The sequence below is a fragment of the Rhodanobacter denitrificans genome, from assembly GCF_000230695.2.
Classification (GTDB): domain Bacteria; phylum Pseudomonadota; class Gammaproteobacteria; order Xanthomonadales; family Rhodanobacteraceae; genus Rhodanobacter; species Rhodanobacter denitrificans.
This window is the reverse complement of the sequence record NC_020541.1, coordinates 833634-856011: the sequence shown is the minus strand read 5'-3', so window position 1 is coordinate 856011 and position 22378 is coordinate 833634. Positions and strand designations below refer to the sequence as shown.

Sequence of the window (22378 nt, the reverse complement as noted above, 5' to 3'; positions counted from 1 at the left end):
TCTTCGCTCACTCCTCAATCGGGGACCACGATGCACTTCATGCAATCCCTGCAGCAGGCCTGGACCCGCAACCACTCGCTGGTCTGCGTCGGCCTCGATCCGGAACCGGCGAAATTTCCCGCGCAGCTGCGTGATGCGCCCGACGCGGTGTTCGATTTCTGCCGCGCCATCGTCGACGCCACCGCCGACCTGGTCTGCGCGTTCAAGCCGCAGATCGCGCACTTCGCCGCGCTGCGCGCCGAGGACACGCTGGAACGGCTGATCGCGCACATCCACGCGGAACATCCCGGCGTGCCGGTGATCCTCGACGCCAAGCGCGGCGACATCGGCAGCACGGCGCAGCACTACGCCCGCGAGGCGTTCGAGCGCTACCAGGCCGACGCGGTGACGCTGAACCCGTACCTCGGACGCGACTCGATCCAGCCGTTCCTCGACCGCGCGGACAAGGGCGTGATCCTGCTCTGCCGCACCTCCAATCCCGGCGGCGCGGATTTCCAGGCGCTGGATTGCGGCGGCCAGCCGCTGTACCTGCGCGTGGCCGAGACGGTCGCACGCGAGTGGAACGGCCACGGCAACTGCGCGCTGGTCACCGGCGCCACCTGGCCGCAGGAACTGGGCAAGGTGCGCGCGGTGGTCGGCGAGATGCCGCTGCTGGTGCCCGGCATCGGCGCCCAGGGCGGCGACGTAGAGGCGGTGCTGCGCCACGGTCGCAATGCCGATGGCACGGGCCTGCTGATCAGCTCGTCGCGCGCGATCCTCTATGCCGGCCACGGCGAGAGTTTCGCCGCGGCCGCGCGCGCCGCTGCCAGCGAATTGCGCGACACCATCAATCGCTGCCGGCAGGCCTGAGCGCGTCGCGCTCCGGCGCCACGGTCAACCCGTCGCCGTCTTCGCCGCCTGCAGCGCCTTCGTCTTCAGGTCCAGCGTATCGGCCGCATCCAGCAGCGCACGCGCAAAGCTGCGCACCTCGGCAGGGCGCAAGGCATACCAGTGGCCGCTCTTGCCGGCCTCATCCACCTTGCGGCCCGCACGGGACATGCAATGCGGCCGGAAGATCACCATGCCGGTCAGCGCCTCCGAGCTGATGTCCGCCGAGACGATCTGCATGTGCGTTTCATCTTCTTTCTTCACCGAACTTCTCCCGGGCGGATATCCGTCCTCACGCAGCTTACGCTACAGGGAGTTCAGCGGTTGTTGGCCGTGCGGCGCCGGCCGGTTTCCACAGACATCGCCGCAGCCAGCGCTCGCACGGCGTGGACAGCCAACGCTCCACCACCGCACCCAGCAGCCAGCACAAGCCCAGTGCCGGCAGGTACCACAACCAGCCGTGGGCCGGGTCACCGCCCCAGGCGCGGTACGCGCGCACCACCGCAAACACCGCGAACATGTGGGTCAGGTAGATCTCGTAGCTCAGGCGGCCCCAACTGCGCAGCCAACCGAAACCGGGCAAGGACAGTGCCGCGCCGCCGTCGGTGCGCCAGCGGCAGCACAGCACCAGGCACAGCGACGACAATGTGAGCACCAGCATGTAGCCGTCGCGCAGCCAGTGCCACAGCGCGCCCCCGTCCAGCAGCACCGCACCCAGCCCCGTCGCGCCGAACCAGCCCAGCATCACGACGGTACGCCGTGGCGGTCGCCAGGCATCGGCCAGCAGCGCACCCAGCACACCGATCGCAATCGCCGACATGCCGGGCAGATAGGCCTTCTCTTGCCAGATCTCGTTGCCGCGCAAGGCGGCATGCGTCCACGGCATCGATAGCGCAAGCAGGGCCAGCCACGGCACCAGCACCCTACGTCGCCGCGTGAGCAGACACACCAGCGGAAAGCCGAGGTAGAACACTTCCTCGATCGACAGCGACCACAGCACGTCCCAGTTGCCCGGCAGGTAGCCTGTCTGTCCCTCGTACCAGTTCAGGTGCAGACCGAGCGCCGCGAAGATCGCACGCGGCAGCGACTGGTTGGCGTGGATGATCGTGTAATCGCGCACGCCGGCCAGGTGCAGCACGCTCAGCACCGCCACCAGCGCCAGCAGGCACGGCACGATGCGGGCGAAACGCCGCGCATAGAATGCGCGCAGGTCGATCTTTTCCAGACTCCCCCAGCGGCGCAGCGCGTTGCCCGAGATCAGGAATCCCGAGATCACGAAGAACACGAACACGGCCTCGTAGCCGTTGTAGTTCAGCCGGCTCAGCAGCCACGCCGGCAGCACGTCGGTCAATGCGGTCTTTTTCAGCGGAATGCGCAGGCCGAGATGGTTGAACACCACCAGCACGATCGCCAAGCCGCGCAACAGATCGATGCCGGGATTGCGGGTGCCTATCGCCGGCACGGCGTTCGCGGAAGTGGCTGGTACGGTCTGCATGGATGAGGTCGCACTGGAACAATGTGTCGCATCATCGACGAGCGCCGCGCCACCAGCAACGGCCGGCTCAGGCGATCACATCGACGCCTTCCAGAAGGCGACGCGACCGGCGATCCGTGCGGCGGCGCGCCTGGGCTGCGGGTAGTACCTGGCCGCCTGTGCGTTCACCACGTCGCCGACGATCACGTCGTAGTAGCTGGCCACACCCTTTCACGGACACACGCTGTGATGTTCGCTTTCGCGAAAGTGCCCGCGCCGCAACGATGCGGCCGGGAAATGGTGGTTGCCTTCGACGAGAACGGTATCGTCGCTTTCGGCGGGCACGGTATCGTTCCAGATGGCCTTCACCAATCGTCTGCCAATTCTTGCCCCGGAAACAGCACCTCGGTATAGCCGAACTTGCTGAAGTCGGTGATGCGCGACGGGTACAGCCGGCCGATCAGGTGGTCGCACTCGTGCTGCACCACACGGGCGTGGAAGCCTTCTGCACGACGATCGATGCGTGCGCCCTGCGGGTCGATGCCTTCGTAGCGGATCAGCGTGTAGCGGTTCACCGCGCCGCGCAGGCCGGGCACGGACAGGCAGCCTTCCCAGCCTTCCTCCATGTCCTGCGAGAGCGGCGTGATCACCGGGTTGAGCAGGATCGTGCGCGGTACCTCGGGCGCATCGGGATAGCGCTCGGAATGCTCGAAGCCGAAGATCACCAGTTGCAGGTCGACACCGATCTGCGGTGCGGCCAGGCCGACCCCATCGGCGGCCTGCATGGTCTCGAACATGTCGGCGATCAGCGCATCGAGTTCCGCGCTGCCCAGCATCGCGGCGGGCACCAGCGGCGCGATGCGCAGCAGGCGTGGATCACCCATTTTCAGGATTTCACGGATCATGCAGGCCTCGTGGCGGAACGCTGTTGCCTGTCGAACTGTGGTCGATGCAGTCCCAATGCAAGCGGTGCTCCCCGGCGCCTCAACGGCAAAGCGCCGGGCGAAGCCTCGTGCGGATTGGTTGAACCCGCAAGCGGGTTCAACCGCCGAACACTTTCTTCAGCAGGTCGGTGGTGCGGGCGCCCGGGTTGTGGCGGATCGACTGCTCCTGCTCGCCGATGGTGGTGAACAGGCCGTCCAGGGTCTTCGCCGTCACGTAGTCGTCCAGGTCCAGCGGACTGCCGCCCTTGTTCGATTTGCCCGACTTGCCGCCGAGCGCGCCCAGCGCGTTGCCCAGTTCGCCGCCCATGCCGCCGGCGGTGAACGCCTTGTACTTCTGGGTGACGCCGACGCTGTCGGTGGCCTTGGCCACGATCGGATGGATGCGCGCGGTCAGCGCATCGCCGGCCACGCGGCGGAAGAAATCGGTGGCCGCGTGATCGCCGCCGGCGAGGATGCCGCGCGCGTCTTCCAGGGTCATCTTGCGGATCGCATCGCCGAAGATCTCGGCCACCTGCGGCACCGCCTTCTCCGCCGCCCGGTTCATGCTCAGCTCGAACGCGTCGACCTTGGCGCCCTGCCCCAGCTGGCGCGCCAGCTTGCCCGCCTGCTCGAGCTTGCCCGGCAGCGGAATGCGCACCTTGGCGTTGTTCCAGAAGCCGCCGTCGCGGCCGAGGCTGTTGATCGCGTTGGTGGTGCCCTTGGCCAGCGCCTCCTTGAGTCCGGCGGCGATGTCGCTGGTCGGCAAATTGCTGCCGAGCTGCGAATTGGACGCATGCGTCGACTGTTTGACCTTGTTCAGCAGATCCTTGAACTGGCCCGAGCCGGCGGCCGTCAGCGGCAGCGCGGCGACCGTGAGGGCGAGGCTCAGCAAACCGTAGCGAACCGCGATGCGCATGACGAATTCCCTGTGGCCGGCAGGCCGCCAGTGTAGCGCCGCCGCCTCTTCGCGGCGTGACGAAGCGGACTTGGTTATTCGACCAAAGGCTAATACCGGTTGGCCGGTTTTGGGATTGACCGCCGCCGCCGACGGGACGAATCTTGCGGCATCGCCCAGGAGAGCCGCCCATGCAAGCCGCCGTCATGCCCAAGCCCAGCCCGGCCAGCAAGATCCTGTGGGTCGCCATCGCCATCGTCGGCGCGTTCTGCCTGGGCGTGGTCGCCCTGCGCCGCGGCGAGCCGATCAACGCGATCTGGCTGGTCGCCGCGTCGATCGCCATCTTCGTGATCGGCTACCGCTTCTACGGCAAGTTCGTCGAACACTCGGTGCTACAGCTGGACCCCAGCCGCGCGCCGCCCTCGGTGCTGCGCAACGATGGCCTCGACTACGTGCCCACCGACAAGTGGGTGGTGTTCGGCCACCACTTCGCCGCGATCGCCGGTGCCGGCCCGCTGGTTGGCCCGGTGCTGGCCGCGCAGATGGGCTACCTGCCCGGCACACTGTGGATCCTGTTCGGCGTGGTGTTCGCCGGCGCGGTGCAGGATTTCATGATCCTCGGCCTGTCGCTGCGCCGCGATGCCCGTTCGCTCGGCCACATGCTGCGCGAGGAACTGGGGCCATTGCCCGGCATCGTGGCGATGATCGGCGTGCTGGTGTTGATGATGATCGTGCTGGCGGTGCTGGCGCTGGTGGTGGTCAAGGCGCTCACGCACAGCCCGTGGGGCACCTTCACCGTGGCCGCCACGATCCCGATCGCGTTCCTGATGGGCGCCTACATGCGCTGGTTCCGCCCGGGCCGCATCCTCGAAGTATCGATCATTGGCCTGCTGCTGCTGCTGGCCTCGATCTGGTTCGGCAAGTACGTGGCCGACTCGGCCACGCTGGCGCCGCTGTTCGACTTCGACGCCAAGGCGCTGGCCTGGCTGCTGATCGCCTACGGCTTCTGCGCCTCGGTGCTGCCGGTGTGGCTGCTGCTGGCGCCGCGCGATTACCTTTCCACCTTCCTCAAGATCGGCACCATCGCGCTGCTGGCGCTGGCGATCTTCCTGGCTGCGCCGACCTTGCAATTGCCGGCGGTGACCAAGTTCATCGACGGTACCGGGCCGGTGTTCGCCGGCAACCTGTTCCCGTTCCTGTTCATCACCATCGCCTGCGGCGCGGTCTCCGGCTGGCATTCGATCATCGCCTCGGGCACCACGCCCAAGCTGCTCGCCAACGAAGGCCAGGCGCGCATGGTCGGCTACGGCGGCATGCTGATGGAGGCGTTCGTGGCGATCATGGCGCTGGTCGCCGCCGCCTCGCTGCACCCGGGCGTCTACTTCGCGATGAATTCGCCGGGCGCGATCGTCGGCACCACCGTCGAGCAGGCCGCCACCACGATCAGCCAGTGGGGCTTCGTGGTAACCCCGGACGAACTGCTGCGGACCGCGAAGGACATCGGCGAGGGCAGCATCCTCGGCCGCGCCGGCGGCGCGCCGACGCTGGCGGTAGGCATGGCCCAACTGCTGCACAACATCCTGCCCGGCGGCGGCATGATGGCGTTCTGGTACCACTACGCGATCCTGTTCGAAGCGCTGTTCATCCTCACTACGGTCGACGCCGGCACCCGCGTGGGCCGCTTCATGATCCAGGAGATCGCTGGCCTGGTGTACAAGCCGCTGCAGGCCACCGAGTCGTGGACCGGCAACCTGCTGGCCACCGCGGTCTGCGTGGCGCTGTGGGGCTACTTCCTGTACCAGGGCGCGGTCGACCCGCTGGGCGGCATCAACACCCTGTGGCCGCTGTTCGGTATCGCCAACCAGATGCTGGCCGCGATCGCGCTGATGCTGGCCACCGTGGTGGTGGTGAAACTCAAGCGCGAGCGCTACGTGTGGGTGCCGGGCATCCCCGCGCTGTGGCTGATTGTGTGCACGCTCACCGCCGGCTACGAGAAGCTGGTCGGCCCGATCAGCTTCACCGCCGCCGCCAACAAGTACGCGGCCGCGATGCAGCAGGGCCAGTTGCTGGCGCCGGCCAAGACCCAGGCCGCGATGCAGCAGATCGTCACCAACAACTACGTGGACATGGTGATGACCGGCCTGTTCATGGCGCTGGTCGTGGTCATGGTGATCTTCTGCCTGCGCGCCGCGATCCGGGGCTGGCAGACCAATCACCCGACCGCGCACGAGGAACCGTACGTGGCGCTGGCCGGCGTGGCCGGCTGAGGACGACGCGATGAATGCGAGCTTCCGTTCCATACGCAAGTGGGCGGTGCAAACCGCCCGCCTGTGCTGCGGCCTGCCCGACTACGACGTCTACGTGCAGCACCTGCGCGAACATCATCCCGAGCGCAAGGTGCCAAGCTACGAGGCGTTCTTTAGAGAACGGCAGGAGGCCCGCTACAAAGGGGGTGGGGGGCGGTGTTGCTGAATGCTGCGGTGTTGCAGATTAGTTGGGAGTCGATCTACCGTCGCGACGAGGAGCAGCCCTGAGGGTGGTCGCGATGGAGTCAGCGCTTGGCTGCGGGCTTGGCTTGAAGCCGACGAGCCTCAGCTGCGCACAGGTTTGGTCCTGACCACGCACGCAACGTTCAAAACCGTCAGCGGCTACCGGCGGAAAGGCCGATCCGCAAAAACTGGAAGGCACCAACGGCCGCGCCGACGTCAAACGAGCTGACGTCGACACGACCGCCGGTATCAGAGCAATGTGGAACTCAGCCGCGGAACTCGTGGCGCCGACGATGCAAGGACTCCAAGCCGAGCAGACCAAGCAGGCCCATCATCAACATCGCCAGGGAGGACGGTTCTGGCACCGACGTGACGGGTGGCGTGATGGTGCCATTTCGGACCTGGAACAGGAACTGTCCCGGTACGCCGTCGTTGGTACCGGCGACCAGCGAGTCCGGCCCGCCGTCGAGCAAGGCACCGTTGGTGAGCGAACCGGCGAGCTGGGCATAGGTCCCCGCAGGATTGCCAGGCTGGCCAGCGTTATAGCCCGCTGCGGCCGAGGTACCGCCAAGCCCGTTCGAGCCGCCACTGGCGTCTCCGGTTTCCCAATGGATCTGGTCGTAGTTGAAGTAGAAGTCGAAGTCTCCAGCGGCGACATCGGACCGATCGACCATGATCAACTGGAACGTGTTCAGCTTGTCCGTGTGCGCACCGTAATATCCGACGCCCGGCCAAGTGGCGCCAAAAGCGGTACGCCCGGCATAGGTGCCGTTGCCCCAACTGGTCAGACCACTGCCGGCACCACGCGTGTCGACGTCGGCGAAGAACGGGGCAATGATCGGCTGGCCGCTATAACCGCTGCCGAGGCCGGAAGGCGTGAAGGTGCCTTGGGGGAAGTTGAACGTGATGTAGCCGTTGTTACTCACGTACAGACCCGTGTAGTTGGTGCCGAAGTAGTTGGCAGTGAACGGCAGGGTGACCAGCCCCGAAGCACCGTCGTCGTTGGCGGGAAACGTGTTTGCATTGAACCCGGACGCCACGGTACCGGCCCTCGCGGCAGGCGCAACAACGATTGCATAGGCAATCGTGGCCAGCATCAGCCAGCTGGTTTTTGAAAGAAACTTGGTGAACATGTCGGCGTTCTCCTTGGTGGATTTCTCTATCCACCAGCCAGAACCATGCCATCGATATAACAAATTAATTCCATTGAGTTTTAACTTTCACGAGCCCCGTGCACCGCGTCCATTGTGTAAAGTTCTCCGGCGCTAAAACTAGATTCCCGTGAACTTGCCCCGTGCTCCGCGCCGCGGCCAACCCTTCGGCAAAATCCCCAGGATCGATGGTTCCCGACTCCGAGACATCGCTGGTGCCAGTCAGTCCGGCCAATGCTCTCGGCAACTCACCACCCCTGCCCGAGCGTCAAAAAAGGGCGTGGCAGAGCAACAGCGGCAACGCGGTCACCAAGACGCTGGCCACCGTGGTGGTGGTGAAACCGGAACGCGAGCGCTATATGCCGATGTCGTGAATCCCGGCGATCTGGTTGATCGTGTGCACGCTCACCGACGGATAGGCAAAGCTCTGCGGCCGGACCAGCTGCTGGCGCCGGCCAAGTCGGCGGCGGAGATGCAGCGGATCGTCACCAACAACTACGTGGACATGGTGATGACCGGCCTGTTCATGCTGCTGGTCGTGACGATGGTGCTGTTCTGCCTGCGCGCGCTGATCAATGCCTGGCAGACCAACCACCCCACCGCGCACGAAGAACCGTACGTGGCGCTGAGCAGCGTGGCGGGCTGAGGACGACGCGATGAACGCAACCCTGCAGGCCGTACGCAAGTGGGCGGCGCAAACCGCCCGCCTGTGTTGCGGGGTGCCCGACTACGACGTCTACGTGAAGCACCTGCGCGAGCATCATCCGGCGCGCAAGGTGCCCAGCTACGGCGAGTTCTTCCGCGAGCGGCAGGAAGCCCGCTACAAGGGCGGCGGCGGGCGCTGCTGCTGAATGCCCGAAGGCCATTGTCCTTCAGGACCGTGGCGAGAGCGCGGGACCACACTCCACCCAAACACTGCTCAGGGCTTGCGTGCCACGATGATCTGACTGATCGGCATGAACTCGTCCAACTGCTGCTTGAGCCGGCGCCCCTGCGGCATGTCCAGCAGCGCCTGCCAGGCGGCGGTCCAGTGATCGAGCACCGGATGGGCGGGGTCATACAGTTCCACCTGGCAGCCCCAGAACAACGCCCACCAGATCGACCAGAAGAAGCCGTGCTGGGTCTGCTCCACCAGCACCAGGCCGGCCTCGCCGACCCATTGCGCAAACTCGTCGCGACCGATCACCCGCAGCGCGCCACCGGGTTGCTCGCGGTACGCCGGCGGCAGCACCTTTTCCTGCAGTCCTTCCTGCAGCGCGCCAGGCACGCTGAGCAGGTAGAGGGCGCCGGACGCACCGACCCGCACCAGCTCGGCCAGCATTTGGCGCGGGTCATCGACGTGCTGCAACACCTCGGTGCAGATCACCCGCGTAGCCATGCCCTCGTCCAGCGGCAAGGGGTTCGCGTCGCTGACCAGCGCCGTGTGCGTGCCGCTGCCTTCGACGCTCAGCCGCGCGCGCACCTCGCGGATCACCTGCGGCTCGCGGTCGATGGCGTAGACGCGGGCGCCGTGGCGCGCGCAGAACACGCTGTTGACGCCGGCGCCGCAGCCGACGTCCACCACCACGTCGTCGCCACCGATCGGCATGCCGCGGAACAGCTCGCCGCTGTCCTCGCGATACCAGCCGCCGAGCTTCGCGTCGCGCAGGCCGACGGTCGACGGGCCATGCGGCTCGGCGTCGCCCGAAGCCGCGGCGACGCTGGTGGAGTGCTCGACACGATCGGACATGGCGGGTCTCCGAAACAGGAAAGTGGTCACGTGGGGCGGCAGGCTCGCCACCGGATCCTGCCTCGGGAATCCGGCACGCCCAGCCGAGGCCTCTAGTGTGGCAGCTCGAGGCGGCATGGCGCGTGGAAGAAGCGGGTTCGCGCCGGCTGCAGGCCAGGACGCTGCATGGCCATGCCATTCCACCCGGGCCAGTCGGTGCCGGATCGGCGACAATACGGGCTGTTCCTTCGGCCGCCACCCGATGTCCATTCCCGAATCCACCGACGCTCCCGCGGCGATCACGGCTGGCCCGCCGCATGCCGGCCTGCGCGTCATCGCGGTCTACGAGATCGTCAAGACCGTCTGTCTGGTGCTGGTGGCGATGGCGGCATTCCACCTCGACCGCCAGCAGAACTTCGAGCATCTGGTGCACTGGCTGGAACACCTCTCGCTGGCCGACAGCAACAGCCTGCGCTGGAAGCTGGTCGGCCTGCTGCAGGATTTCGGGCCGAGCCGGTTCGTGGCGGTCGGCATAGTAGCGTTGGGCTACGCCGTGCTGTTCGGCATCGAGGGCACCGGCCTGTGGCTGGGCAAGTACTGGGCCGAGTGGTTCACCGTGATCGCCACCGGCTCGCTGATCCCGCTGGAACTGTACGAGACGCTGCACCACTTCGGCTGGCTGAAGCTGGTTGCGCTGGCCGGCAACGTGGCGATCGTGGTGTACCTGGTGCGCGTCGCGCTGCAAACGCGGGCGACGCGACAGGCGCTGAGGCATCACACTTCGTGATGCACCGCCTCGGCGGGTAGCGCGCCGCGCCGCGGCATCAATTCCACCAGGTACATCGCCGCCAGGATCAGCCCGCCGCCGAGCAGCATGCGCCAGCTCAGCACGTCGCTGCCCAGCAGTACCGCGAACGCGGCGGCGAACACCGGCTCGGTGGTCATCACGATCGCCGCACGGGTGGCCGGCAGGTGCGACTGCGCCCAGGTCTGCATCAGCATCGCGCCGGCGCCGGCAATCAGCGCCATGTACAGCACCGCGAACCAGGCGCTGCGGTCCGGCGGCAGCACCGGCGCGTGCGGCACGATGGCGAGCAGGCAGACCGCGGCGATCGCCACCATCTGCACCGCCGACAGGCCGAACGCCTCGCCCCGCCGCGACCACTGCCCGAGCAACACGATGTGCAGCGCGTACAGCGCGGCCGAGGCGAGCGTGAGCCACACGCCGAGGTCGACCGAGACGCCGTTGAGCGAGAGCAGCGCCAACCCGACGGTGGACAGCCCCACCGCCAGCCACACCATGCCGGCCATGCGCTGGCCGAGCAGCAGCAGCGCCAGGATCGGCGTGAACACCACGTACATGCCGGTGGCGAAACCGCTGACGCTGGGCGCGATCAGCGACAACCCCCAGGTCTGCAGCAACTGGCCGATACCGTAGATCGCACCCAGCACCAGGCCGTGCAGCACTTGCCGCCGGCCAAGCCGCCACACCGGTCGCGCGAACAGCGCCAGCATCGCCGCCGCGGCGATCACGAAGCGCACGGCCAGGAAGTCCGCCACCGGCATGCGCCCCACCACGCCCTTGATCAGCACGAAGGTGGAGCCCCATACCGCGGTCATCGCCAGCAGGCCGAGGGTGGCGAGGATGGAGGTGGTGCGTGCGTTCATGGGGCGGGAAGTGGGCGGAGAGGAATGCGAAGCGAGAGGCAGGCTGCGACGCTACGAGGCGGTTTTGCCTGCTCGATTTTCCTGCTTCCCTTCACTCGCTCCCCGCTTTCCGCCGCAGCAACTGGCCGGGGATCCGCAACAAGAAATGCCCCCAGATGCCCAGCCACACCACGCCGGCGGTCAGCGGATTGCTTGCGGCCGGGTCGTGCTTGCGGAACCAGCGCCACATGCCGCGGTGCTTGTGGCGGCTGACGAACACCGGCCGGTGCCGGCTGGAGCTGCCCTTTCCGTGCAGGACGCGCACATCGCCGGCCAGCAGCACCTGGTAGCCGAGATTGCGCACGCGGCGGCACAGGTCCAGATCCTCGCAATGCAGGAAATAATCCTCGTCGAAACCGCCGAGGCGCTGGAACATCGCGCGCGGCATCAGCATCACCGCACCCGATATCGCCTCGGCCTCGATCACCTCGGCCGGAATCTCCCGCTCGATGTTGACCTTTTCGCCGGCACGGCCGAGCAGGCTGTTGAGCGCACGCTGCAGCAGGGGATCGCGACGCCACGACGCCGGATCGGGCCGGCCGTCGGCATCGCACACCACCGCGCCGATCAGGCCCGCCCTGGGCTGCCCGGAAAGCAGGTCCAGCAAGCGCTGCAGGTCGTCCTGCGGCAGCAGGCAGTCGGGGTTGAGGATCAGCAGCGCCTGGCCGTGCGCCTGTTTCGCGGCGAGGTTCGCCGCCGGGCCGAAGCCCAGGTTGCGGTAGTTGTAGATCACCTGGAAGCGGGTGTCGTGCGCATGCGCGCGCTCGATCGCCTCGGGCACGCCGTCGTGCGAATCGTTGTCGACCAGAATCAGCTCCAGCGGCAGCGTGCTGGCCAGCACGCTGCGCACGCATTCGCGCAGGCTCGGGCCGCTGTCGGCGGATACCACGATCACGCTGAGCGCCAGCGCGAACGGTGATCGATGGGAAGCGGGCATGCTCACGGGGCAAGTATGCGCGGAGACGCGCGAAGGGAGAACCGTCCGCGACAGCGCCGCACGGGATTCGTGGCCCGCAGCTTCACGCTTCCTCCACATCGTCGTCGCCGAGCACCGCCGACAGCGCCAGCGGCATGTCGTCGTCGCGGCGGACCAGCCACGGCTGCCCGCGATACCAGCCACCCAGGCGCCAGCCGCGCAGGCGGTGCTGCCGCCCGCGCAGCCGATCCCACAGCAGCACACCGCGGCCGTTGCGCAGGTGCGCGGCAAACCAGCGGCCACCGGGACTGAAGGCCGCCGGCGCGCCGGCGCCGTCGATGCACCCGCCGCTCTCGAACAGGTAGGCGCCATCGCGGTAAGCCACGCGACCGCCCAGCGGATCGAGCAGGCCATCCGCGGCGACCTGCCAGGCCGGCGGTTGCAGCTCGATGATCTCCGCCGCCGGGCCGATCGGTGCCATCGCCAGTTCGGGCCACTCGGCGGAAGGCGCCGCCGCCGGCACGCGGTGCTGCCCGCGGTCGAGCCACGCGTCCAGGCCGGCCAGCAGCGTGTAGCCGGCCAGCGCACCCAGCAAGGCCGCGCCCCAGGCGAACGCGTCGCCGCCCAGCGCCCGTTGCAGCGCGAACAGCACGCCGGGCAGGCCCCAACGCAAGGCGCACCGGATCAACGCGATATGCTCGTCGGCCAACCGGTGCTGCAGCAGGGTCACCACGGCCGTCAGCGCCAGCAGCAGCGGCAGGCCGAGCCACCATGGCAGCAACGCCAGCAGGGCCAGCCAGGCCGAACGCGCCAGCACGCCACGCCACGCCGGCCAGCGGCGCCGGGCCATCGCTCAGCGCCTTGCGCAGCGGTGGGCGCTCAGCCGCACCACACGCGGGCGTTGCGGAACATGCGCATCCATGGTGAATCCTCGCCCCACTGTTCCGGATGCCAGCTCAGCTGCACGCTGCGGAACACGCGCTCGGGGTGCGGCATCATGATCGTCACGCGGCCGTCGGCGGCGGTGAAGCCGGCCAGGCCGCCGGGCGAGCCGTTGGTGTTGAGCGGGAAGTTCTCGGTCGGCTTGCCGCGGTTGTCGACGAAGCGCACCGCGCCATTCGACTTCGACGGGCTGCACGCGTGCGGGAAACTGACCCGGCCCTCGCCGTGCGCCACCGCCACCGGAATCCGCGAGCCGGCCATGCCCTTGAAGAACAGGCTCGGCGTGTCGAGGATCTCCAGCGTGGCCAGGCGCGCCTCGTACTGTTCGGACGCGTTGCGCAGGAACTTCGGCCAGTGCTGCGCGCCGGGGATGATCTCCTTCAGCTGCGCCAGCATCTGGCAGCCGTTGCATACGCCGAGCGCAAATTTCGTCGGGTCGGCGAAGAACGCGCTGAACTCGGCGCGCAGGTAGTCGTTGTACAGGATCGAGGTGGCCCAGCCGCGGCCGGCGCCGAGCACGTCGCCGTAGGAGAAACCGCCGCAGGCGGCGAAGCCGCGGAAATCGGCCAGCTTCACGCGGCCGCTGGCCAGATCGGACAGGTGCACGTCCACCGCCTCGAAGCCGGCGCGGCTGAACGCGGCCGCCATCTCGACCTGGCCGTTGACGCCCTGCTCGCGCAGGATCGCGACGCGCGGGCGCGGGCCCGTGCCGATGAACGGCGCGGCGACGTCCTGCACCGGGTCGAAGCTGAGCTTCGGCGTGATGCCCGGATCGGCGTCGTCGAGCCGCCACTGCGACTCCGCGTCGGCGCTGAGCGGGTTGTCGCGCAGGCGCTGCATCGCGTGGCTGGTCTCGTTCCACGCCTTGAACAGCGTGCTCCAGTGCCACTTGAACAGGGTCTCGCCGCCGAGGAACAGCTTGATCCCCAGCTTCTCCTTCGGCCGGCCGATGCGGTGGCTGATGCCGGCCAGCTCATGCCTGATCAGCAGCGCTTCGAACGCCTCGCGATTCGCCTCGGCCACCTGCACCACCGCGCCGAGTTCCTCGTTGAACAGCGCGCGCAAGGTGGCCTCGGCCCAGCCGTCCAGATGGATCTCCAGGCCGCAGTGGCCGGCGAACGCCATCTCCAGCAAGGTGGTGATGACGCCACCGTCGGAGCGGTCGTGGTAGGCCAGCAGCAGGCCGCTCGCGTTCGCCTCCTGGATCAGCTCGAACAGCGCCTTCAGCCGTTTCGCGTCGTCCAGGTTCGGCGGCACGCCGCCGCCGCGGTTGAACACCTGGGTCAGCGCCGAGCCGCCGAGGCGGTCGCGCCCTGCTCCCAGGTCGATCAGCCACAACGCGGTGGCGCCGCGATCGAGCCTGAGCTGCGGGGTGAGCGTGCGGCGCGCGTCAGTGACCCGGGCGAAACCGGTGACCACCAGCGACACCGGCGACACCGTGCGCTGCGCGGTGCCGCCGTCCTGCCACACCGTCTGCATCGACAGCGAGTCCTTGCCGACCGGGATCGAGATCGCCAACTCCGGGCACAATTCCATGCCGATCGCCTTGACCGCATCGAACAGCGCGGCGTCCTCGCCCGGGTGGTTGACCGCGGCCATCCAGTTCGCCGACAGGCGGATCTCGCCGAGACTGGCGATCGACGCGGCGGCCAGGTTGGTGATCGCCTCGCCCACCGTCAGTCGCGCCGCGTCGGCGCTGGAGAGCAGCGCCACCGGCGCGCGCTCGGCCATCGCCATCGCCTCGCCGGCATAACCGTCGAAATCGGCAAGGGTCACCGCGCAATCGGCCACCGGCACCTGCCACGGGCCGACCATCGGGTCGCGCGCGTTCAGGCCGCCGACGGTGCGGTCGCCGATGGTGATCAGGAAACTCTTGCTGCCCACGGTGGGCAGCCGCAGCACGCGCAGCAGCGCCTCGTCCATGCCGATGCCGGTGAGGTCCGGCACCAGGTCGACGCGCGGCTTGAGCCGCGTGGCATCGCGGTGCATCCGCGGCGGCTTGCCGAACAGCACGTCCATCGGCAGGTCGATCACGGTCAGTCCGCGGCGCGGGTCGGCCAGTACCAGCTGGCGCTCGGCCGTGGCGTCGCCGACTACCGCATACGGGCAGCGCTCGCGCACGCACATCGCCTCGAACTCGGCCAGGTTTTCCGGGCCGATCGCCAGCACGTAGCGTTCCTGCGATTCGTTGCTCCACACCTGCATCGGCGACAGCGACGGGTCGTCGCAAGGGATCTTCGACAGGTCGATCACGCCGCCGACGCCGGCGTCGTTGAGCAGCTCGGGGATGGCGTTGGACAGGCCGCCGGCGCCGACATCGTGCACGCTGACGATCGGGTTGTGCTCGCCGCGCGCCCAGCAGGCGTCGATCACTTCCTGGCAGCGCCGCTCCATCTCGGCGTTGTCGCGCTGCACCGAGGCGAAGTCCAGCTCGGCGCTCGACGCGCCGCCGGCCACCGACGAGGCTGCGCCGCCGCCCAGCCCGATCAGCATCGCCGGGCCGCCCAGCACGATCACCTTGTGGCCCGGCTGCACCGCATGCTTCAGCACGTGGCCGGGGCGCAGGTTGGCCAGCCCGCCGGCCAGCATGATCGGCTTGTCGTAGCCGCGGCGCAGGCCGGGTTCGGCGGTCTCGTGCTCGTAGCTGCGGAAATAGCCGCCGAGGCAGGCGCGGCCGAATTCGTTGTTGAACGCGGCGGCGCCGAGCGGGCCGTCGCGCATGATCTCGAACGCGCTGGCCATCCGCGGCGGCAGCGGGCGATCCACTTCCCACGGCCGCGGCAGGCCGGGGATGCGCAGGTCGGACACCGAGAAACCGGTGAGCCCGGCCTTCGGCTTGCCGCCGCGGCCGGTCGCGCCCTCGTCGCGGATCTCGCCGCCGGCGCCGGTGGCCGCCCCCGGCCACGGCGCGATCGCGGTGGGGTGGTTGTGCGTCTCCACCTTGATCGCGTAGTCGATGCGCTCCTCGTGGGCGCGCCACACGCCATCGGCCGGGTCGGCGAAGAAACGCCGGCCGGCGCTGCCCTCGATCACCGCCGCGTTGTCCGAATAAGCGGACAGCGTATGCGCGGGCGAACGCTGGTGGGTGTGCTTGATCATGCCGAACAGGCTCTTGTCCTGCTCGGTGCCGTCGACCGTCCAGCTGGCGTTGAACACCTTGTGCCGGCAATGCTCGGAGTTCGCCTGGGCGAACATGAACAGCTCGGCGTCGGTGGGATCGCGGCCGAGTTCGGCGTAACGCTCGACCAGGTACTCGATCTCGTCGTCGGCCAGCGCCAGGCCCAGCCGCCGGTTCGCTGCGGCCAGCGCGGCCTGCGGCTCGGCGCCCAGCGCCACGTGCACCAAGTCGCCGGGCGTGCCGCCAAGGAACAAGCCTTGCGCGTCCTCGATCCGCTGCAGCACCGACTGCGTCATCGCGTCATGCAGCACCGCCATGATCGCCGCATGGTCCGGCGCCTCCGCCGCCGGCAACCCGGCCACCTGCCAGGCCAGGCCGCGTTCCACGCGGCGCACGTCGAAACCGGCGCCATGCAGGATGTCGGTGGCCTTGCTCGACCACGGCGAGATCGTGCCCAGCCGCGGCACCACCCACAGCGTGGCGGGCTCGGGCCGCGCGTCCTTCGCCTCCAGCACGGCCAGCAGCCGCTGGCGCAACTCGCCCTCCGGCGCCGTGGCGGCGTCGACGAAATAGACGAACCACGACGCCTGCACGCGCACGCCGCGATGCAGGGCATCCAGGCGGGCATTGAGGCGTTCGAGGCGGAACGGCGAGAGGGCGCTCTGCCCGTCGAGTGCGATCATGCGGGGAACGGCGCTATGCGAGGGAAACGCCTATTCTAACCCATGCTGCAATACGGCATTAAGCCAGCTGCCCCGGCCTTGCGCGGCAGGGCACGGCGGCCTCAGCCGCCCTGCTTCAGCGCCTGCAGCAGCTGTTCCGGAGTCACATAGCCGCCCAGCACGCGGCCGTCCGGGCCGTAGATCGCCGGGGTGCCGTTGACGCCCAGCTTCACGCCCAGGTTGAACTGGTCCTTGACCGGGTTGGTGCAGGTCGCCGGCGCCGGCGCACGGCCTTCCTTCGCGGCGGTGAACGCCGCCTTGCGGTCCTTTGCGCACCACACCGAGACCATCTCGGTGTAGGTCGGCGTGGGCCGCCCGGCGGTGGTCACCACGCCTTCGCGCGGCCACGCCAGGTACTCCACCGCGATGCCTTCCTTGTTGAACGCGGCCACGTGCTCGTGCAGCGCGCGGCAGAAGCCGCAGTTGACGTCGGTGAACACGCTGATCGTGTACTTCGGATTCGGCGGCGCGAACACGATGCGCTCGGACGCCGGCACCTTGGCCAGCTCGGCCTTGCGGAAGCGCGCCCAGGCGTCGTCGCCGAGGTTGCGCTTGCTCTGCAGGTCGAGCACGTCGCCGTGCATCGCATACTTGCCGTCGGTGCTGACGTAGAGCATCTGGCCGGCGGCGATCACCTGGTAGAAGCCCGGCATCGGCGCCGGCTCGATCGAGTCGACCTCGACGTTCGCCGCCAGGCTCTTGATCGCCTGCCGCACCATCTGCTGCGCCGCCGGCGTCACCGCCGGGCCGGCGACCGGCGCCGCATCGTTTTCGGCGGCACACGCACTCAGGGAAAGCCCGCCGATGCACAGCGCCAGCAACAGTTTCTTCAACATCACCAACCTCGTTCGATCCGTGGCCGGCGCGTTCACCGGCGGCAGAGGCGCATTCTCGCACAGGCAGCTGAACGCCATTCGGTGCACGACGCCGCAGAAACCGGCGACCGGCGCCCCGGGTCGATGCTAGATTTCCGCAGCACCGCTGCCCGAAACGGACCGGCAGAACAGCCCGGCCGCGCGCGGCCTTTCCCGACAACCTGAATCGCCCGGCAGAATCCTCGTGATCATTTGCGCCCCCAACGTGCTGACCGCCGAAGAGCTCGGCACGATACGCAGCGAACTCCAGGGCGCCACGTTCGTCGACGGCGCCAGCACGGCCGGCTGGTCGGCACGCGAGGTCAAGAAAAACCTGCAGGTCGACATCGACACCGAAAGCCAGGCCCGGCTGCGGGAGATCGTGCGCAGTGCCTTCCTGCGCAACGCCATGCTGCAGGCGTCGATGCTGCCGTCCGCGATGACGCAGGTCCTGTTCAACCGCTACGACGTCGGCATGCAATACGGCCGGCACGTCGATGCCCCGGTGATGGGCGGCCTGGGCGGCGCGGTGCGCACCGACGTGGCGATCACGGTTTTCCTGTCCGACCCCACGAGCTACACCGGCGGCGACCTGGTGGTGGATACCAACGGCGTGGAATACGGCTTCAAGCTGGATGCCGGCTCCGCCATCGCCTACCCGGCCAACTCCCTGCACCACGTCACCCCGGTCACCCAGGGCACGCGCCATGCCGCCATCATCTGGGTGCAGAGCCAGGTACGCGACGCCGCCAGGCGCGAACTGCTGTGGGACCTGGACAACGCCAAGCGGCAGGTCTTCGGGCGCGAAGGCAAGAGCGCCACCTTCGACGCCATCAGCAAGTCGCACGCGAACCTGCTGCGGATGTGGGCGGAGGTGTAAGACGCTGATGGCGCCGCCACACTCCCCGGCCCAATCAGTATCAAGGGGCATGGCGTGATTCGCTGAATTCCATCACCCCCGCGGATGGTGCTGCGCATGCAGCCGCTTCAGGCCTTCCTTCGCCACCAGGGTGTAGATCTGCGTGGTGCTGAGCGAGCTGTGGCCGAGCAGCATCTGCAGCGCGCGCAGGTCGGCGCCGTGGTTCAGCAGGTGGGTGGCGAAGGAGTGGCGCAGCACGTGCGGCGAGATGCGTTTCGGGTTGATGCCGACCTTCAGCGCGTAGCGCTTCACCAGGGTCCAGAACATCTGCCGGGTCATGCCTTCGCCGCGCTGGCTGAGGAACAGCGCCGGCGGCTGGCGGCCTTTCGCCAGCGCCGGCCGCGCCTCGATCAGATAGGTGCCGATGCGCGCCAGCGCTTCCTCGCCGACCGGCACCAGCCGGTCCTTGCCGCCCTTGCCGGTGACCCGCAGCACGCCCTGGCGCGGGTTCAGCGCGGCCAGCGGCAGCTCCACCAGCTCGGACACGCGCAGGCCGGAGGCGTACATCAGCTCCAGCATCGCGCGATCGCGCAGGCCCAGCGTGGTGCCGGTGTCGGGCGCGCCGAGCAGGCCCTCGATCTCGCGTTCGGCCAGTGCCTTGGGCAGGCTGCGCGGCAGCTTCGGACGCTCGATCAACAGGGTGGGATCGGCGAAGCCCGGCTCGCTGCGGGCGAGGAACGCGTAGTAGCGGCGGAATGCCGACTGCCGCCGCGCGATCGAGCGCACCGCTGCCGGCTGCGCGCCGTGGTAGGCGGAAATGTCCTCGCGCCGCGCGCTGCGCAGGTCGCGCCCGCGTGCGGCGAGCCAGCCGGCCAGTGCGGCCAGGTCACGCCGGTAGGCCTCCAGCGTGCGGTCGGCCAGGCCGTCCTCCGACCACACCCGCTCCACGAACGCGGCGATGCTGCGCTGGTCGGCTTCGGCGATACTGGCGCGGCTCTCTTCCTTCTTCATGCGCCCGCATGCTGGCCATTGCGCGCGCTCTACGCAAGCGACCGACCCACGATGCCGCCTGACCTCATCACTACCGACACTCCCTGTCCGCTGTGGCGCCGCCTGCTGGCGCTGGTCTACGACCTGCTGATCGTGCTGGCGATCGTGATGGTGGTGGGCCTGCTGTGCCAGCTGGCCACCGGCGGCCAGCTGATCCGCACCGGCGCGACGGCGGTGGTGCCGGTGTGGTACCAGGCCCTGCAGGGCGCGGTGGTGGCGGCGTACTTCATCGGCTCGTGGCGGCGCGGCGGGCAGACGTTGGGCATGCGGCCCTGGCGCATCCGGCTCACCCGCGGGGACGGCGGCACGCCGACGCTGCAGCAGGCGCTGATCCGCGTGCTGGTGGCGGCCGCGCCGCTGGCCCTGCTGCTGCTCGAACCGGTGATCGGACTGCGCGCGACGCTGTGGACATGGCTGCTGGTGTGGGCCAGCTGGTTCGCCGTGGCCGCGTTCGACCCGCGCCGGCGCGCGTTGCACGACATTGCCGCCGGCACCGAGATCCGCCTGCTGGGCTGAGCTTCAGGCTTCGCTCAGCACCTGCGCGATTCAATCCGCCGATGCCCATGCCGCGTCCCGCCGAAAGCCGCAGCAACGCCGACCTGATCCGCGCCAACCGCGGCTTCTACGAATCGCTGTGGGCCGGAGCGCAGCTGATCGCACCGGAACGCTTCAACACCTGGCCGCTGCTGCACGAACTGGCCGACGCCGCGCCGCGCCGGCTTGAAGTGGCGCCGGGCCTGCGCCCGCGGCTGCCGCTGCGCGGTACCTGTTTCGTCGACCTCAGCCGTGCCGCGCTGCGGCGCCTGCAGGCTAGCGGTGCCAACGCGGTACACGGCATGATCGGCGCCCTGCCGTGCGCCGACGCCAGCTTCGACCTGGTCTGCGCGCTCGACATCCTCGAACACGTCGCCGACGACGACGGCGCGCTGGCCGAACTGGCCCGCGTGGCCGCGCCGGGCGCCAGCGTGCTGCTGTCGGTGCCGCTGCACCCGGCGGCCTGGACCGCGTTCGACGACTTTGTCGGCCACTGCCGCCGCTACGAACCGCAGCGGATCGTGGCGCTGCTTGCGCGGCACGGCTTCAGCATCGAACACAGTGCGGTGTACGGCATGCAGCCGACGTCCCCGCGCCTGCTCAGCCTTGGCCAGTGGTATCTCACCCACCGGCGCGAGCGCGCAATGTGGTGGTACAACCGGGTGTTCATGCCGCTTGGCCTGCGCTTCCAGAAGCCGCTGCAATGGCGCGCCCGACTCGGCGACACCGCCGGGGTCGACGAACTGCTGCTGCGCTGCCGTTACCAGCCGGTTTCGGCGCCAAGTCACTGATCGGACTGGCAAGCTGCGACTGCGGCATTGCAACACGGGCGGGACAAACGGCGTTAAGATGGCATCTTTCGCTCGCGGCCACCCCTCCGATGCTCTATCAGATCCACGAATGGCAACGCGCGTTCCTCGGCCCGCTGAGCCATTTCGCGCAAGCCGGCGCGCGCATGCTCAACGACACCAGCAACCCGTTCGCACAGATGCCCGGCGCGCAGCGGATGGCCGCCGGCTACGAGTTGGTCCATCGCCTCGGCAAGGATTACGAGAAACCCGCTTTCGGCATCCACACCGCCACCGCGCACGAGCACGAGATCGCGGTGATCGAGCGGGTCGCGCTGGACATGCCGTTCTGCCAGCTGAAGCGCTTCAAGCGCTTCAGCGACGACCCGTCCACCATCGAGAAGATGAAGAACGATCCGGTGGTGCTGGTGGTGGCGCCGCTGTCCGGCCACCACGCCACGCTGCTGCGCGACACCGTGCGCACGCTGCTGCGCGACCACAAGGTCTACGTCACCGACTGGGTCGACGCGCGCATGGTGCCGGCCGCGGCCGGCACGTTCGGACTGGACGACTACATTGCCTATGTCGAGGCGTTCATCCGCCACATCGGCGCGTCCACGCTGCACGTGATCTCGGTCTGCCAGCCGACCGTGCCGGTGCTGGCGGCGGTGTCGCTGATGGCCGCACGCGGCGAGGCCACCCCGCGCAGCATGACCATGATGGGCGGCCCGATCGACCCGCGCTGCAGCCCCACCAGCGTCAACAACCTGGCCACCCACCAGCCGCTGTCCTGGTTCAAGGGCAACGTGATCCACACCGTGCCGCCGAATTACCCCGGCCACGGCCGCGAGGTCTATCCGGGCTTCCTGCAGCACGCCGGGTTCATCGCGATGAACCCTGGGCGCCACCTCAATTCGCACTGGGATTTCTACCAGGACCTGTTGCGCGGCGACCTCGACGACGCCGAATCGCACCGCAAGTTCTACGACGAGTACAACGCCGTGCTGGACATGCCGGCCAAGTTCTACCTCGACACGATCGACAAGGTGTTCCAGCAATTCCTGCTGCCGCGCGGCCTGTGGGACGTGGCCGGCGAGCGGGTGAACCCCGCCGCGATCACGCGCAGCGCCCTGCTCACCATCGAGGGCGAACTGGACGACATCTCCGGCCTCGGCCAGACCGAAGCGGCGCACGACCTGTGCAGCAACATCCCCGCGAAACGCCGCGCACACAAGGTGATCGAAGGCGCCGGCCACTACGGCATCTTCAGCGGCCGCCGCTGGCGCGAAACGGTCTACCCGCAGGTACGCGACTTCATCCGCAAGTTCGACCAAGCCGCCAGCTAGGCGCCCGCAGGTTGCCCGCAAGCTTTGCGCCCGCG

23 protein-coding genes and 1 pseudogene are annotated in these 22378 nt (G+C 68.5%); 11 read left to right on the top strand and 13 right to left on the bottom strand.

The features are described 5' to 3' along the window. Positions 1–30: 30 nt before the first annotated feature. A complete protein-coding gene (gene pyrF, locus R2APBS1_RS03735; protein ID WP_015446935.1) occupies positions 31–849 on the top strand; it encodes an orotidine-5'-phosphate decarboxylase in 819 nt (272 codons plus the stop codon). Between the two features lie 24 nt (positions 850–873). On the opposite strand, the gene R2APBS1_RS03730 is transcribed toward pyrF, so the two are convergent. From R2APBS1_RS03730 to R2APBS1_RS03710, 5 genes and pseudogenes are all read right to left on the bottom strand, one after another. Continuing rightward, the gene (locus R2APBS1_RS03730; protein ID WP_007507214.1) at positions 874–1107 is read right to left on the bottom strand and encodes a hypothetical protein; all 234 of its coding nucleotides are present in this window, start codon (positions 1105–1107) and stop codon (positions 874–876) included. Positions 1108–1168: 61 nt separating this feature from the next. Continuing rightward, a complete protein-coding gene (locus R2APBS1_RS03725) occupies positions 1169–2362 on the bottom strand; it encodes an acyltransferase family protein (protein ID WP_015446933.1) in 1194 nt (397 codons plus the stop codon). Between the two features lie 75 nt (positions 2363–2437). After that, positions 2438–2686 (bottom strand): annotated as a pseudogene (locus R2APBS1_RS03720) (DUF427 domain-containing protein). A gap of 20 nt (positions 2687–2706) precedes the next feature. Further along, positions 2707–3246, bottom strand: coding sequence for a peptide deformylase (gene def, locus R2APBS1_RS03715; protein ID WP_007507222.1), 540 nt, complete (start codon positions 3244–3246; stop codon positions 2707–2709). Between the two features lie 136 nt (positions 3247–3382). Then, positions 3383–4180 (bottom strand): DUF4197 domain-containing protein, encoded by a 798-nt coding sequence (locus tag R2APBS1_RS03710; protein WP_015446932.1) that lies wholly within the window; start codon positions 4178–4180, stop codon positions 3383–3385. 170 nt (positions 4181–4350) lie between these two features. Between R2APBS1_RS03710 and R2APBS1_RS03705 the strand changes: the two genes are divergently transcribed. Both R2APBS1_RS03705 and R2APBS1_RS19510 read left to right on the top strand, forming a co-directional pair. Next, on the top strand, positions 4351–6426 hold the full coding sequence (locus tag R2APBS1_RS03705) for a carbon starvation CstA family protein (RefSeq protein ID WP_007507226.1): 2076 nt from the start codon (positions 4351–4353) through the stop codon (positions 6424–6426). Between the two features lie 10 nt (positions 6427–6436). After that, the gene (locus R2APBS1_RS19510; protein WP_015446931.1) at positions 6437–6631 is read left to right on the top strand and encodes a YbdD/YjiX family protein; all 195 of its coding nucleotides are present in this window, start codon (positions 6437–6439) and stop codon (positions 6629–6631) included. Positions 6632–6914: 283 nt separating this feature from the next. On the opposite strand, the gene R2APBS1_RS03700 is transcribed toward R2APBS1_RS19510, so the two are convergent. Next, positions 6915–7781, bottom strand: coding sequence for a nidogen-like domain-containing protein (locus R2APBS1_RS03700; RefSeq protein WP_015446930.1), 867 nt, complete (start codon positions 7779–7781; stop codon positions 6915–6917). A gap of 206 nt (positions 7782–7987) precedes the next feature. Between R2APBS1_RS03700 and R2APBS1_RS03695 the strand changes: the two genes are divergently transcribed. Genes R2APBS1_RS03695 through R2APBS1_RS03685 form a run of 3 tightly spaced genes read left to right on the top strand, consistent with a single transcriptional unit; the run spans position 7988 to position 8650 of the window. Continuing rightward, positions 7988–8173: a hypothetical protein gene (locus R2APBS1_RS03695; protein WP_041676667.1), complete on the top strand. Its 186-nt coding sequence runs from the start codon at positions 7988–7990 to the stop codon at positions 8171–8173. Positions 8174–8196: 23 nt separating this feature from the next. After that, on the top strand, positions 8197–8445 hold the full coding sequence (locus tag R2APBS1_RS03690; RefSeq protein ID WP_244868504.1) for a hypothetical protein: 249 nt from the start codon (positions 8197–8199) through the stop codon (positions 8443–8445). Positions 8446–8455: 10 nt separating this feature from the next. Then, the gene (locus R2APBS1_RS03685; RefSeq protein ID WP_007507233.1) at positions 8456–8650 is read left to right on the top strand and encodes a YbdD/YjiX family protein; all 195 of its coding nucleotides are present in this window, start codon (positions 8456–8458) and stop codon (positions 8648–8650) included. A gap of 68 nt (positions 8651–8718) precedes the next feature. Here R2APBS1_RS03685 and R2APBS1_RS03680 read toward each other — a convergent pair whose 3' ends face one another. Continuing rightward, positions 8719–9528 carry a class I SAM-dependent methyltransferase gene (locus R2APBS1_RS03680; RefSeq protein WP_015446928.1) on the bottom strand — a complete coding sequence of 270 codons (810 nt, stop codon included), beginning with the start codon at positions 9526–9528 and terminating at the stop codon, positions 8719–8721. Between the two features lie 241 nt (positions 9529–9769). Between R2APBS1_RS03680 and R2APBS1_RS03675 the strand changes: the two genes are divergently transcribed. Beyond that, positions 9770–10294, top strand: a complete 525-nt coding sequence (locus R2APBS1_RS03675) for a DUF2127 domain-containing protein (RefSeq protein WP_007507237.1) — start codon at positions 9770–9772, stop codon at positions 10292–10294. On the opposite strand, the gene R2APBS1_RS03670 is transcribed toward R2APBS1_RS03675, so the two are convergent. The 5 genes from R2APBS1_RS03670 to R2APBS1_RS03650 all read right to left on the bottom strand — a co-directional run bounded on the left by R2APBS1_RS03670 (position 10282) and on the right by R2APBS1_RS03650 (position 17748). Then, entirely contained in the window at positions 10282–11175 is an 894-nt protein-coding gene (locus tag R2APBS1_RS03670) for a DMT family transporter (protein ID WP_015446927.1), read from the bottom strand. The genes R2APBS1_RS03675 and R2APBS1_RS03670 overlap by 13 nt on opposite strands. Before the next feature lie 91 nt (positions 11176–11266). Further along, entirely contained in the window at positions 11267–12151 is an 885-nt protein-coding gene (locus R2APBS1_RS03665; RefSeq protein ID WP_007507241.1) for a glycosyltransferase family 2 protein, read from the bottom strand. An 82-nt stretch (positions 12152–12233) separates the two neighbouring features. Then, positions 12234–12980 (bottom strand): hypothetical protein, encoded by a 747-nt coding sequence (locus R2APBS1_RS03660; RefSeq protein WP_015446926.1) that lies wholly within the window; start codon positions 12978–12980, stop codon positions 12234–12236. 29 nt (positions 12981–13009) lie between these two features. Continuing rightward, the gene (gene purL, locus R2APBS1_RS03655) at positions 13010–16873 is read right to left on the bottom strand and encodes a phosphoribosylformylglycinamidine synthase (protein WP_015446925.1); all 3864 of its coding nucleotides are present in this window, start codon (positions 16871–16873) and stop codon (positions 13010–13012) included. 101 nt (positions 16874–16974) lie between these two features. Next, a complete protein-coding gene (locus tag R2APBS1_RS03650) occupies positions 16975–17748 on the bottom strand; it encodes a DsbC family protein (protein WP_007507248.1) in 774 nt (257 codons plus the stop codon). Positions 17749–17971: 223 nt separating this feature from the next. Here R2APBS1_RS03650 and R2APBS1_RS03645 point away from each other — a divergent pair, with 223 nt between their 5' ends. Beyond that, entirely contained in the window at positions 17972–18646 is a 675-nt protein-coding gene (locus tag R2APBS1_RS03645; protein ID WP_007507250.1) for a Fe2+-dependent dioxygenase, read from the top strand. Positions 18647–18718: 72 nt separating this feature from the next. Here the strand turns inward: R2APBS1_RS03645 and xerD are convergent, their stop codons facing one another. Further along, complete coding sequence (gene xerD / locus R2APBS1_RS03640; protein WP_015446924.1) at positions 18719–19636, bottom strand: site-specific tyrosine recombinase XerD; 918 nt, start codon at positions 19634–19636, stop codon at positions 18719–18721. A 51-nt stretch (positions 19637–19687) separates the two neighbouring features. Here xerD and R2APBS1_RS03635 point away from each other — a divergent pair, with 51 nt between their 5' ends. From R2APBS1_RS03635 to R2APBS1_RS03625, 3 genes are all read left to right on the top strand, one after another. Beyond that, positions 19688–20191 (top strand): RDD family protein, encoded by a 504-nt coding sequence (locus R2APBS1_RS03635; RefSeq protein ID WP_015446923.1) that lies wholly within the window; start codon positions 19688–19690, stop codon positions 20189–20191. Positions 20192–20238: 47 nt separating this feature from the next. Further along, positions 20239–21000: a class I SAM-dependent methyltransferase gene (locus R2APBS1_RS03630; protein WP_015446922.1), complete on the top strand. Its 762-nt coding sequence runs from the start codon at positions 20239–20241 to the stop codon at positions 20998–21000. 89 nt (positions 21001–21089) lie between these two features. Continuing rightward, positions 21090–22343 carry a polyhydroxyalkanoate depolymerase gene (locus R2APBS1_RS03625; RefSeq protein ID WP_015446921.1) on the top strand — a complete coding sequence of 418 codons (1254 nt, stop codon included), beginning with the start codon at positions 21090–21092 and terminating at the stop codon, positions 22341–22343. The last annotated feature ends 35 nt before the right edge of the window (positions 22344–22378 follow it).

Excerpts from the sequence above, each read along its gene's own strand:
- pyrF (WP_015446935.1), top strand. The coding sequence starts at position 31 with ATGCACTTCATGCAATCCCTGCAGCAGGCCTGGACCCGCAACCACTCG.
- R2APBS1_RS03730 (WP_007507214.1), bottom strand. The coding sequence starts at position 1,107 with ATGCAGATCGTCTCGGCGGACATCAGCTCGGAGGCGCTGACCGGCATG.
- R2APBS1_RS03725 (WP_015446933.1), bottom strand. The coding sequence starts at position 2,362 with ATGCAGACCGTACCAGCCACTTCCGCGAACGCCGTGCCGGCGATAGGC.
- def (WP_007507222.1), bottom strand. The coding sequence starts at position 3,246 with ATGATCCGTGAAATCCTGAAAATGGGTGATCCACGCCTGCTGCGCATC.
- R2APBS1_RS03710 (WP_015446932.1), bottom strand. The coding sequence starts at position 4,180 with ATGCGCATCGCGGTTCGCTACGGTTTGCTGAGCCTCGCCCTCACGGTC.
- R2APBS1_RS03705 (WP_007507226.1), top strand. The coding sequence starts at position 4,351 with ATGCAAGCCGCCGTCATGCCCAAGCCCAGCCCGGCCAGCAAGATCCTG.
- R2APBS1_RS19510 (WP_015446931.1), top strand. The coding sequence starts at position 6,437 with ATGAATGCGAGCTTCCGTTCCATACGCAAGTGGGCGGTGCAAACCGCC.
- R2APBS1_RS03700 (WP_015446930.1), bottom strand. The coding sequence starts at position 7,781 with ATGTTCACCAAGTTTCTTTCAAAAACCAGCTGGCTGATGCTGGCCACG.
- R2APBS1_RS03695 (WP_041676667.1), top strand. The coding sequence starts at position 7,988 with ATGGTTCCCGACTCCGAGACATCGCTGGTGCCAGTCAGTCCGGCCAAT.
- R2APBS1_RS03685 (WP_007507233.1), top strand. The coding sequence starts at position 8,456 with ATGAACGCAACCCTGCAGGCCGTACGCAAGTGGGCGGCGCAAACCGCC.
- R2APBS1_RS03680 (WP_015446928.1), bottom strand. The coding sequence starts at position 9,528 with ATGTCCGATCGTGTCGAGCACTCCACCAGCGTCGCCGCGGCTTCGGGC.
- R2APBS1_RS03675 (WP_007507237.1), top strand. The coding sequence starts at position 9,770 with ATGTCCATTCCCGAATCCACCGACGCTCCCGCGGCGATCACGGCTGGC.
- R2APBS1_RS03670 (WP_015446927.1), bottom strand. The coding sequence starts at position 11,175 with ATGAACGCACGCACCACCTCCATCCTCGCCACCCTCGGCCTGCTGGCG.
- R2APBS1_RS03665 (WP_007507241.1), bottom strand. The coding sequence starts at position 12,151 with ATGCCCGCTTCCCATCGATCACCGTTCGCGCTGGCGCTCAGCGTGATC.
- R2APBS1_RS03660 (WP_015446926.1), bottom strand. The coding sequence starts at position 12,980 with ATGGCCCGGCGCCGCTGGCCGGCGTGGCGTGGCGTGCTGGCGCGTTCG.
- purL (WP_015446925.1), bottom strand. The coding sequence starts at position 16,873 with ATGATCGCACTCGACGGGCAGAGCGCCCTCTCGCCGTTCCGCCTCGAA.
- R2APBS1_RS03650 (WP_007507248.1), bottom strand. The coding sequence starts at position 17,748 with ATGTTGAAGAAACTGTTGCTGGCGCTGTGCATCGGCGGGCTTTCCCTG.
- xerD (WP_015446924.1), bottom strand. The coding sequence starts at position 19,636 with ATGAAGAAGGAAGAGAGCCGCGCCAGTATCGCCGAAGCCGACCAGCGC.
- R2APBS1_RS03635 (WP_015446923.1), top strand. The coding sequence starts at position 19,688 with ATGCCGCCTGACCTCATCACTACCGACACTCCCTGTCCGCTGTGGCGC.
- R2APBS1_RS03630 (WP_015446922.1), top strand. The coding sequence starts at position 20,239 with ATGCCGCGTCCCGCCGAAAGCCGCAGCAACGCCGACCTGATCCGCGCC.
- R2APBS1_RS03625 (WP_015446921.1), top strand. The coding sequence starts at position 21,090 with ATGCTCTATCAGATCCACGAATGGCAACGCGCGTTCCTCGGCCCGCTG.